12 protein-coding genes and 3 other RNA genes are annotated in these 14,566 nt (G+C 61.2%); 5 read left to right on the forward strand and 10 right to left on the reverse strand.

Annotation, left to right across the window (positions count from 1 at the left end):
- Nucleotides 1-134: 134 nt before the first annotated feature.
- The 6 genes from QRM60_RS07955 to QRM60_RS07980 all read right to left on the reverse strand — a co-directional run bounded on the left by QRM60_RS07955 (nucleotide 135) and on the right by QRM60_RS07980 (nucleotide 4,934).
- Nucleotides 135-383, reverse strand: coding sequence for a hypothetical protein (locus tag QRM60_RS07955; protein ID WP_147309371.1), 249 nt, complete (start codon nucleotides 381-383; stop codon nucleotides 135-137).
- Nucleotides 384-442: 59 nt separating this feature from the next.
- A complete protein-coding gene (locus QRM60_RS07960; RefSeq protein ID WP_147309370.1) occupies nucleotides 443-703 on the reverse strand; it encodes a hypothetical protein in 261 nt (86 codons plus the stop codon).
- Nucleotides 704-1,234: 531 nt separating this feature from the next.
- Complete coding sequence (locus tag QRM60_RS07965) at nucleotides 1,235-1,699, reverse strand: hypothetical protein (protein WP_103702910.1); 465 nt, start codon at nucleotides 1,697-1,699, stop codon at nucleotides 1,235-1,237.
- Between the two features lie 778 nt (nucleotides 1,700-2,477).
- Nucleotides 2,478-2,813, reverse strand: coding sequence for a ribonuclease E inhibitor RraB (locus QRM60_RS07970; protein ID WP_285445927.1), 336 nt, complete (start codon nucleotides 2,811-2,813; stop codon nucleotides 2,478-2,480).
- A 31-nt stretch (nucleotides 2,814-2,844) separates the two neighbouring features.
- Nucleotides 2,845-3,438: a hypothetical protein gene (locus QRM60_RS07975; protein WP_285445928.1), complete on the reverse strand. Its 594-nt coding sequence runs from the start codon at nucleotides 3,436-3,438 to the stop codon at nucleotides 2,845-2,847.
- A gap of 779 nt (nucleotides 3,439-4,217) precedes the next feature.
- Nucleotides 4,218-4,934, reverse strand: coding sequence for a hypothetical protein (locus QRM60_RS07980; RefSeq protein WP_285445929.1), 717 nt, complete (start codon nucleotides 4,932-4,934; stop codon nucleotides 4,218-4,220).
- Between the two features lie 1,738 nt (nucleotides 4,935-6,672).
- Here QRM60_RS07980 and QRM60_RS07985 point away from each other — a divergent pair.
- Together QRM60_RS07985 and QRM60_RS07990 are read left to right on the forward strand one after the other, a co-directional pair.
- Nucleotides 6,673-7,656 (forward strand): integron integrase, encoded by a 984-nt coding sequence (locus tag QRM60_RS07985; protein ID WP_285446028.1) that lies wholly within the window; start codon nucleotides 6,673-6,675, stop codon nucleotides 7,654-7,656.
- A 72-nt stretch (nucleotides 7,657-7,728) separates the two neighbouring features.
- A non-coding RNA gene (locus QRM60_RS07990) (sX9 sRNA) lies at nucleotides 7,729-7,801 on the forward strand.
- A gap of 120 nt (nucleotides 7,802-7,921) precedes the next feature.
- Here the strand turns inward: QRM60_RS07990 and ilvD are convergent.
- Together ilvD and QRM60_RS08000 are read right to left on the reverse strand one after the other, a co-directional pair.
- Nucleotides 7,922-9,760 (reverse strand): dihydroxy-acid dehydratase, encoded by a 1,839-nt coding sequence (gene ilvD / locus QRM60_RS07995; RefSeq protein ID WP_285445930.1) that lies wholly within the window; start codon nucleotides 9,758-9,760, stop codon nucleotides 7,922-7,924.
- Nucleotides 9,761-10,020: 260 nt separating this feature from the next.
- Nucleotides 10,021-10,095, reverse strand: a non-coding RNA gene (locus QRM60_RS08000) — sX9 sRNA.
- Nucleotides 10,096-10,169: 74 nt separating this feature from the next.
- On the opposite strand from QRM60_RS08000, the gene QRM60_RS08005 reads away from it, so the two are divergent.
- Nucleotides 10,170-10,436 (forward strand): YkgJ family cysteine cluster protein, encoded by a 267-nt coding sequence (locus QRM60_RS08005; RefSeq protein ID WP_285445931.1) that lies wholly within the window; start codon nucleotides 10,170-10,172, stop codon nucleotides 10,434-10,436.
- A 404-nt stretch (nucleotides 10,437-10,840) separates the two neighbouring features.
- Here the strand turns inward: QRM60_RS08005 and QRM60_RS08010 are convergent, their stop codons facing one another.
- Together QRM60_RS08010 and QRM60_RS08015 are read right to left on the reverse strand one after the other, a co-directional pair.
- Complete coding sequence (locus tag QRM60_RS08010; protein WP_228437879.1) at nucleotides 10,841-11,737, reverse strand: DUF2167 domain-containing protein; 897 nt, start codon at nucleotides 11,735-11,737, stop codon at nucleotides 10,841-10,843.
- A gap of 81 nt (nucleotides 11,738-11,818) precedes the next feature.
- Nucleotides 11,819-12,364 (reverse strand): gamma carbonic anhydrase family protein, encoded by a 546-nt coding sequence (locus QRM60_RS08015; protein ID WP_019237180.1) that lies wholly within the window; start codon nucleotides 12,362-12,364, stop codon nucleotides 11,819-11,821.
- A gap of 351 nt (nucleotides 12,365-12,715) precedes the next feature.
- On the opposite strand from QRM60_RS08015, the gene QRM60_RS08020 reads away from it, so the two are divergent.
- Together QRM60_RS08020 and QRM60_RS08025 are read left to right on the forward strand one after the other, a co-directional pair.
- Nucleotides 12,716-12,792, forward strand: a non-coding RNA gene (locus QRM60_RS08020) — sX9 sRNA.
- 461 nt (nucleotides 12,793-13,253) lie between these two features.
- On the forward strand, nucleotides 13,254-14,564 hold the full coding sequence (locus QRM60_RS08025; protein WP_285445932.1) for an MFS transporter: 1,311 nt from the start codon (nucleotides 13,254-13,256) through the stop codon (nucleotides 14,562-14,564).
- Nucleotides 14,565-14,566: the final 2 nt, after the last annotated feature.

Consider the following 14,566-nt stretch of genomic DNA (forward strand, 5'->3'; position numbering starts at 1 on the left):
GTACGGAGACTCAAGGTTGACTAATAGAGGCCGAATATACATTGATGCCTAACGCCTGAGTTAAGCCGAGCCGCGAAGCGGCTTCGGCTTGAATGAATTGTTAGGCCTCACCTTTCGGGCAGACCCGCGAGCTATCAAACATCCTGCTGAGGTGCGACGAGTGCTCCACCGTGATAGATCAAATCCGCCAGTACCCGTTCGTCTATCGTCTTCTTAAGCTTTGTCCCGTCAATCGGAACTCGCGCTTCTGTACCGTCTGATCTAGCAAAGACAAGGAAGTAAGAGTCGCCATCTTGAAGCACCTCTCGAATCTCGATGCGGTGGACTCCATTGCGCTTAACTACTACAAGTGCTTCGGAAAGGGGTTCGCTTGAATCTGTCATGTGAGGCCTAACGTCCGAGATAAGCCGACTTGCGAAGAAAGTTCTGCTTGATTGAGTTGTTAGGCGACAGGCGCGAGATCATCGGGAAACGCTCCTGCAGATGCCCACTCACTTTCAGAAAAGTCATCTGCGACCAAGCGGCGGCGCCATGCTCGATTGAGATGCGCATAGACGTGTCCCAAGTCTACCCGTAGCTCAGGCTCCCCATACTCGGGCTCAGCAGAAATCTCCTTTATGAGATTGCCCAGATGCTCGTATGCATCCTCCAGGTCGTGGAGCAGCATGGACCAGCCCAAGGGATTGTCAGTGCGATTGATCATGATCCTGTCGTCTAACGCCTAAGTTAAGCCGACCCGCGAAGCGGGCTCGGCTTGAATGAATTTTTAGGGGGCATTGCTGGTGGCCGCAACACGCACGCCTACAAGCAGGCCAGTGCCAATGCAACCGGGCAGTACCCACGCGCAATCCGTTGGTTGGTGAAAAAAATTTGCGAGAAGTAACCCTAGCGCCCCCAAAACAAACGACCAGCCCGACAAGTGTAGCCCCTCAAGCGGCATGCTTTGGTTGAATGGATTGGCAGTCCAACTGGGGCGTTGCCAAACCAGGTCATTGCGAAGTACTTGCCAGGCAATGACCGAGACCAAGGCGAATCCGCAAAGAATGAAAGTAATGTACCACTTGGGCGGTTGTGAGAAGTCGTCAGGCATTGTGGCGCGAATGGGTAACCACGCCGGTATGGATAGCGCCACTAAAGTCAGGCGGGTAGTCAGCCAAATGTGCGAGGATCTTTCCATGCCCCCTAACACCAGAGTTAAGCCGGCCCGTGAAGCGGGTTCGGCTTGAATGAATTGTTAGCCGCCACTGTAGCCTCCGGGCTGCCAGTCGACCGGCATGATAGTAACGAGTGTGATGCTGTTGATGCCAAAGCTGAAATGTATTGTGTGCAATGGCGTTTCGTATTTGGCCCAAGAGGTAACACCGAATGACGGCGGATCGACTACGGCGCCTGCTGATGGGCTGCCTAAGCACTCTAGGACATCGGCCGGCATGGAGGAGAACGTAAGGCCGCCTATCAAGGGATAGTGGAACTGTCCGAAGCCATCCTTGCCGAATGAGTGAAGAAATACCGTGCCGATGCGCCCATCCGGCCGAATTTCAATTTGAAGGCCGCCCACCTTGTCTGTCAGGAAGCGCTCCGCAGGCATCCCTTCCTCGAGCGGATCGAACACCTGCTCGATCAGGTTGAAACGAGACAGTGCACGCTGCACCTCTGCTGAGGTGAGAGGTTTGTCGATGATCGAAGCGAGTTCTTCCATACGGCTAACGCTTGAATTAAGCCGAGTTGCGAAGCAACTTCGGCTTGAATGAATTGTTAGGCAGTGAGTGACCGCAAAGGTTGGATGGTGCAACCATGCTCCCCAGCACTGCCGCCTGGATCAAGTTTGCCACAGCTTGCGGGATGGAGCTTGCTCAGCGATGCAGCGGCGCGTGATGCCACCGAAGCCAACTGCAACGAGCGCAGAAGTGAAACGAGGTGCCAAGGCGAGGCACCAAACTTACCGCAACCAGCAACGGTGATGACTGCTGTCCGGAGCCAACCGCATGCACACCTGCGAACTCATCGCAGCGGCAACCACCAACGCATTTGCTCCACCACGGCCTAACGCCTGAATTAAGCCGACCCGCGAAGCGGGTTCGGCTTGAATGAATTGTTAGGCCGCATCATCGGGCTCCCAACGTCGGAAGACAACATGCTCAAGCGGAGTTAAAGAGCCGGGAAAAGCCGCGGCCACATGTTGTTCATCTAAGTCCCAAGTTGCAGGGAAGTCGGCAATGACCTCGGTGGCCGCAGAAGAGCAGCTCTCTCGCGCGGGGCCTGTGGCTTCGCCGTCGTATTCGAAGCGGAGGCGAACAATGCACGCGCTTTTATCAGCCTCAATCGAGGCTTGACGCAACTGCGGATGGACCTCACCCCACAGGCCTCGGACCAAGGAGAGCACTAGAGCCTGACGTGATGCAAAGTTGTCCATGCGACCTAACGTCCGAGATAAGCCGACTGGCGAAGCCAGTTCGGCTTGATTGAGTTGTTAGGCATCATTGCTGAAGAACGCCCCACCCATCCATGTAACCATCGTGCCTGGAAACACGACTAGCAAGGCGCTCCTCGAATTCCGTAACGGCATCATGGGTGACGATCATGCGCTTGACTAGCTCAAGCTCCATACCCCCGGAATCTGCCGGCCTAGTCTCAATATTTACAAAATGCTCGCCAGCTTTACGATCAGCAACAAATTCCATTGCTACGTAGCGGGCCGCTTCTTCGGTGCGAAAAACAGCAAAGAACTCCACGTCGTGTTTTTTTGAGAAGTCGAAATTGGAAGCCTGCATACGACGGAGGACATCGCCGTTTTCATCCCTGGGGAAGTTCATTGTTCTTTCCTGATGATGCCTAACGCCCGAATTAAGCCGACCCGCGAAGCGGGTTCGGCTTGAATGAATTGTTAGGGGGCAAGCGATTGACCTCAATGCGGGGCTGCTTAAGAAGTTGGAGACTAGCCGCAATATTGTCTGGATCCTCTGTGCTCAGACCAGCGCCGATCAGCTCGTCTCTCCAAATCGTCAAGCTTGAAGAGATGCGACTAAGAAGAAAAGAGGCGGCTTTTCGATGATCACTGTAATTGGCGTAATCAAACTCATCGAAGCCCGAAGAATCCGTAGAAGCGATGTCTTGGAATGTCAGTCGTTGACGGCGAATGAACGAGTACTCGCGAAAGAAGTCGCTGGCCTGCCTCTTTAACGTACGTGTCCAGAGGTGTCGGTGAAGATCTAACTTCTCATCTGCGACGAGTGCTGAGGTAACAGGAAGCATGTAATCAACGCAGTTTCCGGACGTCCAATTGCCGACAATGGCCTTCACGAGCGCTATATATTCCCTTTTGGCGAGCCAGTTGTCCCGGACAGTGTCATAGGCCTCTTGCATCCGCTGCCGATGGTCTGTGCTGTCACCGGATCGCATTGCAGCGCCGTGCTCTTTGAAGAATCGCGCGGTACTCACCACTGCCCCCTAACGCTTGAATTAAGGCGAGTTGCGAAGCAACTTCGGCTTGAATGAGTTGTTAGGCAGTGAGTGGCCGCAAAGGTTGAATGGTGCAACCATGCTCCCCAGCACTGCCGCCTGGACCAAGTGTGCCATAGCTTGCGGGATGGAGCTTGCCCAGCGATGCGGCGGCGCGTGATGCCACCGAAGCCAACTGCAACGAGCGCAGCGCGGGAACGACGTGCCAAGGCGAAGTACCAAACTTACCGCAACCAGCAGCGGTGATGACTACTGTCCGGAGCCAACCGCATGCACGCCTGCGAACTCACCGAAGCGGCAACCACCAACGCATTTGCTCCACCACGGCCTAACACCTGAGTTAAGCCGCGCCACGAAGTGGTGTCGGCTTGAATGAATTGTTAGGCCTTGGGCCTAGATAGAGCACGATGGTGTTCTGCGCCTGGACCAGCCTCGCAAGAATGGCAACAAAGCAGCCAATCGCGATCATGCCCACGCCTAGTGTGGCCTGACTCAAAGAGATCAAGCCGTAACCAACTGAGAGAATTGCGATGACGAATAGTAACGCGCTCATCTTCTTTTCCCTTTCGGTGTGATTCGTTCGGGCCGAGGCTTCTGATTGCAGGTCCAAGTGTCGACAGCATGTCTTGCACCGCCTAACGTTCGAGCTAAGCGGGCGACGACGGCAGGACGCCAGGCACCCGGGCTGGCGAAAATGTACCGTGCACCGTCAGACCTGGCCTGGTGGCCTGCCGTTGGCGCTAAGCTTGAGCAAGGGATTAGGCCTCGACGAGGTAGCTGTCAACGGTGTTCCATGTGATTGTGAGGATTTTCTCGCGGTCGGCGGAGGTTGAACCAACAACATCGCCATGACGCAGCGGATCAGCTGCCGCTTTGATTTCCCGCAATGTTTGCTCCTCACATCCTGCGACTTCTCGGAACTTTTGCCACTGTATTGCCTTGCTTTCCTCCGTCAGCGATTTGACCGCTGCACAGTGATGTCGCAGCGCTTCGATCGCACGGTAGCAATAGAAGCCAGTGTCATCTGCGTGCTTCATGGCGGCGGCCAAGTCGCTAAAGCAACGATTTAAATAGACTCCGTTCTTCCCCGTCGTCTTCTCGCGCAGCTTGGCCAAGGCCTGGGATAGGTCGACATCCTTACCTCGCTCCGCGAGGCAAGGGATGTCAATGCCGAACACATAGTCGACTGCGCGTTCCTGATTCAGCACTCGCGTCAATTCGAAGTCGTAGGCAAATCCCTTTAGATAGCCGACCATCTGCAAATGACCTTGAACAATGCTGCTCACAACGTTGCGCAGGTCAAAGACGTTCCAGTCATGAGCTGTTTCGACCCAGACGACGACTTGATTGAGAAGGATGCTCACTCGAGCCGTAGCCTTGATCCCGGAGGATAGATGCTCAAAGCCCAGCGAAAACTGCAATGAAAGCTGGGCCCGCTCGGGAAGTACGATTCCTTGGAAGATGTAGGGCTGCATGAATTCGAGGCCTAACGCCTGAATTAAGCCGACCCGCGAAGCGGGTTCGGCTTGAATGAATTGTTAGCGCCCGCGCCGGGCAAGTACACAGGCGTACCGAGCGCGGCAGCGTAATGTGACTGAGATGAGAACGGCCAGTACGCCATGTCGCCGGCGGACCGTAGGCGACGGAAGTAGATGCGTCCTGCTAATCCAAGTGTCAGCAAGTTGCCAATAGTGAGAAGCGCAGACTGGCCGCGGGAGAGAACCGGCCAAAGGTAGGCAAGGCCTGACTTGAGAAAGAGGACGCAGCGAACTGCCGCGTCCCTTTGAGCTTGCGACAGCCTGTCGGCACCGACCAGGCGGTGCTCTCGAAGATCACAGTAGAGCAGCCATAGGAATTGGGTGTAGATCTCTCGGATCGCCGGATCCGCCGACTTTGGCACCGCATCGTCGAACTGGAAATTTGTGATACGAGCGCCAATGAGCCAGCGCGTTGACTCAGCCAAAGTTGCTCGAGCTTGCTGATCAATTGCCATAGGGCGCTAACGCTTGAATTAAGCCGAGTTGCGAAGCAACTTCGGCTTGAATGAGTTGTTAGGCAGTGAGTGACCGCAAAGGTTGGATGGTGCAACCATGCTCCCCAGCACTGCCGCCTGGATCAAGTTTGCCACAGCTTGCGGGATGGAGCTTGCCCAGCGATGCAACGGCGCGTGATACCACCGAAGCCAACTGCAACGAGCGCAGCGCGGAAACGACGTGCCAAGGCGAAGTACCGAACTTACCGCAACCAGCAACGGAGATGACTGCTGTCCGGAGCCAACCGCATGCACGCCTGCGAACTCACTGAAGCGGCGACCACCAACGCATTTGCTCCACCATGGCCTAACGCTTGAATTAAGCCGAGTTGCGAAGCAACTTCGGCTTGAATGAGTTGTTAGGCAGTGAGTGGCCGCAAAGGTTGGATGATGCAACCATGCTCCCCAGCACTGCCGCCTGGGCAGAGTGTGCCACAGCTTGCGGGATGGAGCTTGCCCCAGCGAAGCAGTGGCGCGTGACGCCACCGAAGCCAACTGCAACGAGCGCAGCGCGGGAACGACGTGCCAAGGCGAAGTGCCGAACTTACCGCAACCAGCAACGGTGATGACTACTGTCCGGAGCCAACCGCATGCACACCTGCGAACTCACCGAAGCGGCGACCACCAATGCATTTGCTCCACCACGGCCTAACGCTTGAATTAAGCCGAGTTGCGAAGCAACTTCGGCTTGAATGAGTTGTTAGGCAGTGAGTGGCCGCGAAGGTTGGATGGTGCAACCATGCTCCCCAGCACTGCCGCCTGGATCAAGTTTGCCACAGCTTGCGGGATGGAGCTTGCTCAGCGATGCAGCGGCGCGTGATGCCACCGAAGTCAACTGCAACGAGCGCAGCGCGGGAACGACGTGCCAAGGCGAAGCACCGAACTTACCGCAACAAGCAACGGTGATGACCTCTGTCCGGAGCCAACCGCATGCATGCCTGCGAACTCACCGAAGCGACGACCACCAACGCATTTGCTCCACCACGGCCTAACTAATATTGGACCGCCTAAAAGCGGTGTTGCGCCAAGTATCGACGAAGGCCGGAGGTCTGGGAAGGGGAAATTCCTATTCCGTAACAGTGACTTGTCGGATAGTAACCGACAATCTTGGCGTCGATGCTAGTTGCGTTATCCGACGTTTGAGCCGGCGTATGAGTTACACCCGTGACGATGCAGGCGTAATGACGCGTCTGACCCCCAAGCTGTTGGATCAGGTCCGTGGTCGGCTGCGGCTTCGCCACTACAGCCTGCGCACCGAGCAGGCGTATGTGGGCTGGATCCGACGCTTCATCCTGGCCAACGGTAAACGGCATCCAGCGCAGATGGGGCAGGCAGAGGTCGAGGCGTTTCTCACCGACCTGGCGACGCGGGGCCAGGTGTCGGCCGGCACGCAGAATCAGGCGCTGGCGGCACTGCTGTTCCTGTATCGCGAGATCCTGGGCCTGGAGTTGCCCTGGATGGAAAACCTGGTGCGCGCCAAGCGACCGCGGCGCATTCCAGTGGTGCTCTCGGTCGAGGAGGTGGCGCGCCTGCTGACGATGCTGGAGGGGGCGTGTCGGCTGATGGCGGGGCTGCTCTACGGCAGCGGGATGCGGTTGCTGGAATGCCTGCGGTTGCGGATCAAGGATGTGGACATGGTGCGTTGCGAGATCGCGGTGCGCGACGGAAAAGGCGGCAAGGATCGGCGGGTGCCGCTGCCGCGCAGCCTGCGAGGGGAATTAATGCAGCAGCGCGAGCGGGCGCTGCTGCTGCATGCCGCTGATCTCGCCGAGGGAGCAGGACGGGTGTTCCTGCCGCATGCGTTGGCGCGTAAGTATCCCACTGCCGATGTCGAGCCCGGCTGGCAGTATCTGTTCCCCGCCGCGCGTCGATCGGTGGATCCGCGCAGTGGCCGAGTTGGCCGGCATCACGTATCGGAGGAGATCCTGCAGCGTGCGGTACAGGCGGCACGGCGCCGTGCGGGGATCGACAAGCCGGCGACCTGCCACACCCTGCGGCATTCGTTCGCCACGCATCTGCTGGAGGCCGGCCACGATATCCGCACTGTGCAGGAGCTGTTGGGCCACAAGGATGTGGCAACCACGCAGATCTACACGCATGTGCTGGGGCGCGGAGCGTCGGCGGTACGCAGCCCGCTGGATGGGCTGCATCTCAGCGGTGGGTGACGTTGCCGCCAATAAGAGCAGCGATCAAAACGACTGCGCAGCCGCCAGGCGTGCGCGGCCGGTGCCGGGAGTCGGCATTCCCCGTACGCGCCGGTTCCGAGCGCTGTCCTCCCACCTGACGGCTGCTCGCTACGTTTTGTTAGCGGCTCTAAAAAGCCACCCCACGCTGGGTTGCAGTCACGCATCGGGAAGGAAGTCCCTTCCACCCTCCGATGCCGTGATACGACGAAGACCGCTAAATATCCGCGGTCTTCATGGCAATGCCTCAGCCGTCCAGCATCGCCTTGTCGCGTACCGCGCCCTTGTCCGCACTGGTCGCCAGCAACGCGTAAGCCTTCAGCGCGGTGGTGACTTTACGTGGGCGCACTTCCACCGGCTTCCAGCCCTTGGCTTCCTGCTCGGTGCGGCGTGCGGCCAGTTCTCCGTCGGAGACGAGCAGGTCGATCGAGCGCTTGGGGATGTCGATGAGAATCTTGTCACCGTTGCGCACCAGGCCGATCGCACCGCCTGCGGCGGCTTCCGGCGAGGCGTGGCCGATCGACAGGCCCGAGGTGCCGCCGGAGAAACGGCCGTCGGTGAGTAGTGCGCAGTGTTTGCCCAGGCCCTTGGATTTCAGGTAGCTGGTGGGGTAGAGCATCTCCTGCATACCGGGGCCGCCCTTGGGGCCTTCGTAGCGGATGACCACCACGTCGCCGGCTTTGACTTCGTCGGCGAGGATGCCCTTGACCGCCGAATCCTGGCTCTCGTAGACGCGTGCGTTACCCTCGAAAATGTGGATGGATTCGTCCACGCCTGCCGTCTTCACCACGCAGCCATCGCGCGCGATATTGCCGTACAGCACCGCCAGGCCGCCTTCCTGCGAGAACGCATGCGCAACATCGCGGATGCAGCCTTCGCTGCGGTCGGTGTCCAGGGTGTCCCAGCGCGTGGCCTGGCTAAACGCAATCTGTGTGGGAATGCCGGCCGGGCCGGCCTTGTAGAACGTATGCACCTTGTCGTCGTCGACCTGGGTGACATCCCATTGCGCGATGGCGTCGGCCAGGGTGCGTGTGTGCACGGTGGCTGCATTGGTGTGCAGCAAGCCGCCACGTGCCAGTTCGCCGAGGATGGACATGATGCCGCCAGCACGGTGCACGTCTTCGATGTGGTACTTGGGCGTGTTTGGTGCCACCTTGCACAGCTGCGGCACACGCTTGGACAGGCGGTCGATATCGCGCATGCCGAACGGCACCTCGCCTTCCTGTGCGGCAGCGAGCAGATGCAGGATGGTGTTGGTGGAGCCGCCCATGGCGATGTCCAGCGTCATCGCGTTTTCGAACGCTTCGAAGGTGGCGATGCCGCGCGGCAGTGCGGTGGGGTCTTCGCCGCCATACCAGCGATGGCACAGTTCCACCGCCACGCGCCCGGCGCGCAGGAACAGCTGCTCGCGGTCGGCATGCGTGGCCACCACGGTGCCATTGCCGGGCAATGAAAGACCCAGCGCTTCGGTGAGGCAGTTCATCGAGTTGGCGGTGAACATGCCCGAGCACGAGCCGCACGTGGGGCAGGCGCTGCGTTCGAATTCGGCGACTTTTTCATCGGAAGCGCTGTCGTCGGCGGCGATCACCATCGCGTCGATCAGATCCAGATTATGGTCGGCCAGCTTGGTCTTGCCGGCTTCCATCGGCCCGCCGGAGACGAACACGGTGGGGATGTTGAGGCGCAAGGCGGCCATCAACATGCCGGGGGTGATCTTGTCGCAGTTGGAGATGCACACCAGCGCGTCGGCGCAATGCGCGTTGACCATGTACTCGACCGAGTCGGCGATGATCTCGCGACTGGGCAGCGAATACAGCATGCCGTCGTGGCCCATCGCGATGCCGTCGTCCACGGCGATGGTGTCGAACTCCTTGGCCACGCCGCCGACACGTTCGATCTCACGCGCCACGAGTTGCCCAAGATCCTTCAGGTGCACATGGCCGGGCACGAACTGCGTGAACGAATTGGCGATGGCAATGATCGGCTTGTGGAAATCGCCATCCTTCATGCCGGTGGCGCGCCAGAGTGCGCGGGCGCCCGCCATGTTGCGGCCGTGGGTAGAGGTCTTGGAGCGGTATTCGGGCATGGCGGGATCGACAACGTGAGCGAGCGGTGGCTGGCAATTAGACCGCGCCAGGACTGTTGCTGCTGCAACCGTCGCGGCGCGTTCCGGTGATCTCGCACGGTAGCACGCAGCTGCCGGGTGAACAGGCGGCCAAACATGACTGCCACTGGGGCGATGACATCAAACGTCGAGCGCGCCACCCCGCTGCGCCAAACGGTTCATCCGTGCGCAGCAATAGCGCAGGCGCTCGCAACTGCGCGCGAGCGGCCGCAGTTTAGAGTGGCTAACAAAACGTAGCGAGCAGCCGTCAGGTGGGTGCGGACGGCGCGGAGGAACCGGAGTGTACGTGGGTACATGAGGATTCCGAGCACCGGCCGCGCCCGCCTGGCGGCTGCGCAGCAGTTTTGATAGCTGCTCTTAGACTGTGCGCATGACCTCCACCCTTTCGTGCCGCGCCGGCTGTGCCGCATGCTGCATTGCCCCGTCCATCAGTTCGCCGATTCCGGGCATGCCGCAGGGCAAGCCGGCCGGTGTGCCGTGCGTGCAGCTGGATGCGCAGTGGGGCTGCCGCCTGTTCGGGCAGCCGAGCCGCCCGGCGGTCTGTGCCAGCCTGCGTCCGTCATTGGAGATGTGCGGCAGCTCGCGGACGCAGGCGCTGGCGATGCTCGCCGCCCTGGAGCGCGCGACACAGCCTTGAATGTAAACCGCGTTGGAGCGTTGCACGCTGCCGACGGAAGCGCGACGCAGGCACTGCCAGGATCGCTGCTGCGTGGGGACGCTGCTTTGCGCGTTCCAGGTCAATCCGGGCAAAGCTGGCAGCGATGTGATCGACCGGCGCGTGGCTCTGATGGACATGCCAACCTAGGCGCCGCATGCAGCGCGGCGTTGTTGCCGCATGCGTTGCATCCCCGCCGGGGCCGGGTGCGGTGACCAGGCAGCCTTCTTGGGCCCGTACTTGCACGGATGCCAGCCGGTCAGCCTGACCATTGCCGCACAGCGCAGTGCCGGCAGCGACTATCGCGCATCACAGCGCGGCAGGCGGGAAACATCTGCTGAGCCAAAAAGCCGATGGAGAATGGCGAAGCAGCGCCAGCCCCGCACTCAACCGTTGCCGTTCGCCTTGCGACCGGCGAACACCCGCCTGATACCGGCGCCCAACGCCAGCACTCCGAACAGCACCAGCTTCCAGCCCTTGGCCAGCAGCAGGCCCAGCTTGGCGAACAGCCCGGCCTTGGCCGCCAGACCGCCGCCGATCAGGCCGGCCAGGCCATAGCTGGCAATCTTGTCGGTGGAGGGGTTGTGGTCGGCGTAGCGCGCGCCCTGGTCGAACTCGGTCATCGGCAGCAGCTGCTGCATGCCCTGGCGCACCTGGTCGAGCTGGCCGATGCCGGCGACGGCGTTGAGGCTGAGATAGCCGCTACGGCCCAGCACGCGGATGTCGTAGTTGAGCGTGTGCTGCTGGGCGCCGTCGAAGCGCAGCTCCTTGGCCCAGTAGAGCTTCTTGCTGCCGGCGTCGTAGCGCGGCGGTACCGCCCAGCCGAGCAGGTCGACCGTGCCGTAGCCCTGTTCGCGCCGCGCGGCGTTTTCTTCCGCGGTGCCTTTCTGCATGTCGGCCAGCAGTTCGCTGTAGTCGATCTTGGCGGCATCCTCGTCGGACACATAGCCCTCATCGCTATAGGTCACCACCACCGCCCAGCTGTCTGGTGCATCCAGCGCAGGCGTGCGCGGCACGATCATGCCCAGCACACTGTCGTCGGGCGGGTTGCCCCACAGCTGTTCGAGCACGCGGCGCGTATCGGCCTTGTCCAGGTAACGGAAGGCCGGGTCCAGATCGAAATGCGCCTTGGCCTGCGGCACGGCGATGTGGCCATCGCGGTACTGCAGCGCAGCCAGCACTTGCGCTTCGTCAACGGCGTCGGCCGGGATGGCGAACAGCAGCGGGCTTGCGACAAGCAGGCAAGCGGCCAGCAGGCCGCGCAGGACAACGGTGGTGTGCATGCAGGTCGAATCCATTCGATGGCAGCGTCCCCACGCCGCAGGCCGCCGATTCTGCCACGCGGTCACATGGCAGACAACGGGTCAGCCCGCGCTGGCCGCGCCCAGATACTGGTCCTTGAGCCGCACATAATGCTGCGCCGAATAATGCAGGCTTTCGATCTCCTGGTCGCTGAGGCGGCGCGCCAGCCGGGCCGGATTGCCCAGCCACAATTCCGCTTCGCCAACCACCTTGCCCGGGCCCACCACCGCGCCGGCACCGACAAAGCCGTAGCGTTTGATGGTGGCGTTATCCAGCACGCAGGCGCCCATGCCGATCAGGCACAGGTCTTCGATGGTGCAGGCATGCAGGATGGTGCCGTGGCCCACGGTGACGTCTTCGCCGATCACGGTCGGGTAGCCGCCCTTGTTGAACGGGCTGTGGTGGCTGACGTGGATGATGGTGCCATCCTGCACGTTGGTGCGCGCGCCGATCTGCACAGAGTTGACGTCGCCACGAATCACCGTGCCCGGCCATACCGACACGTCGTCGCCCAGCTGCACCTTGCCGATGATGGTGCAGGCCGGGTCGACATAGACGCGCGCGCCCAGCTGCGGGGTGTGTTCCAGAAACGGGCGAATCGGGGTCACGGCACTCTCCTGCAAGTTAGCGTGCCACCAACTGCGGGCACAGGTGGATGATACCTGTGCGGTGCGTGTTGCTGCGCGGCGATGCGCCATTATGCAGATGGCATGGATGCGGGTTGTGGATGCTTGGAGGCGGTGCATCTCGATGCGTGTTGGGTGAAGCTGTGTGTATCGCTGCAAGTGACTCGCGCGTTTGAAGTCATATGCGGTGCTGTTGCTTGGGCATGCGGTGTATCCGGCGATCTGACGGGGGGACGCAGCGCGTCCGCTAACCACGATGCGTGCATGGTCAGTAACAGCTGACAAAACGATTGCGCGACCGCCAGGCGGGCGCGTCCGGTTAGCGGAATCGGCATGTGCCGCTCGTACGCTTCGATTCTGAGCACATAGTCCATGACCACCTGACGACTGTTCGCCCCGTTTTGTCAGCCGCTCTAAGTCGCATGGATCGCTGTCGCGTTGCTATTCGCCGACACGTGCGTTGCGCAAGGTCGCGCGACAGTGCGGGCAATCACCGCACACGTGCGTCAGAGCGATCTCGAACAGCTAACGCGGTAGCGATGCGGCGACGAACGATGCCACCGCGCAGGACCTGATTGCCAGTCGTGCTCCTCGCCTTGAGGCGCACCACATAATGCAGACACCACATCCGAACCTGGTGCTGCGCAAGCGAAGCTCATTGGGTCTGCATCCGAAAAGCGCACACCACTGCGGTCATCGGCCTTGAACGACACCCGCAATCGGCCTAGCGTGCAGGCCATTGCGACGTATCGGTTGCGTCTGTCGCAACACACACGGTTTTCGAGGGTGCGTCCGCGCGTTCTCCCATCGCGCAGCGTGGATGCACCCGTGCCACCGCTGCGCCACATCAGCCCCCTCACAGGACACGCCAATGCTTCAAGGCACGCCAACTTCCGCGCACTTTGTTCTGGAGCGCATGACGCCGTTCCAGTGGAGGGCCGTGGCGGTGTGCGTGCTGCTGACGATGCTCGACGGCTTCGACGTGATGGCGATGGCGTTCACCGCCCCGCACGTGTCGGCGGACTGGCAGTTGTCCGGGAAGCTGCTGGGAGCGCTGTTCAGTGCCGGGCTGGTCGGCATGGCGGTCGGCTCGCTGGTGCTGGCGCCGTGGGCAGACCGCATTGGCCGTCGTGCGCTGATCCTGGTGTGTCTGGCCATCCTGACTGTCGGCATGGGCGCATCCGCACTGGCAGGCAATGCCTGGCAGCTGGGCGCACTGCGGGCGTTCACCGGTGTCGGCATCGGCGGCATGCTGGCCTGCGTGGCGGTCACTGCCGCCGAATATTCCACTGCACGCTGGCGCAGCACGGCGACGGTGCTGCAGGCCACCGGTTACCCGGTCGGGGCGACGATTGGGGGCGCGATCGCCGCGCTGCTGCTGCAACACTGGTCCTGGCCATCGGTGTTCTGGCTTGGCGCGTTCGGCGCGTTGCTCTGCGTCCCGCTGGTGCTGGCCTGTTTGCCCGAATCGCTGGAGTTCCTGATCGCCCGCCGGTCGCCCAACGCGCAGGCGCGCTTCAATGCGGTGCTGGCACGCATGGGGATGCCTCCGCATGCGCAGTTGCCGCTGCCGCCTGCGCAGGCCGCCGGGCAGGTGCAGGGGTATGCGGCCCTGTTCGTAGGTGCGCTGCGGCGGCAATCGCTGTTGATCGCACTGGCATTTTTCTTGTTGATGTTCGCGTTCTACTTCGTGCTCAGCTGGACTCCCAAGCTGCTGGTGACCGCGGGCCTGTCGGCTGCCCAGGGTGTCACCGGTGGGGTGCTGTTGAATCTGGGCGGCATTGTTGGCGGCACGCTGTTTAGTTGGCTGGCCCTGCGTGGGCGCTTGTCGCGGCTCACGGCCGGCGCACTGGTGCTGGTGGCGGTGGGGATGGTCGCGTTCGGGTTGAGCAGCACGGTGCTGAGTTGGGCATTTGCCACTGCGTTGCTGACCGGTGCCGCGCTGACGGCAGCGATGGGTGGGCTGTATGCGGTGGCGCCGGTGGTTTTCACCGCGGCGGTGCGCTCCACCGGCATGGGCTGGTCGATCGGGATCGGGCGGCTGGGCGCGATTGTCTCGCCGCTGTGCGCCGGGGTGCTGCTGGATGCCGGGTGGTCGCCGGCCATGTTGTATCTGGCCTGCGGCGTGCCGTTGTTGTTCGCCGCTGCCGCGGTGGTGGCGATGCGCCTGCCGGAGCGCTGAAC

The sequence above is a fragment of the Xanthomonas sp. fls2-241-TYG-148 genome (assembly GCF_030208815.1).
Classification (GTDB): Bacteria; Pseudomonadota; Gammaproteobacteria; order Xanthomonadales; family Xanthomonadaceae; genus Xanthomonas; species Xanthomonas campestris.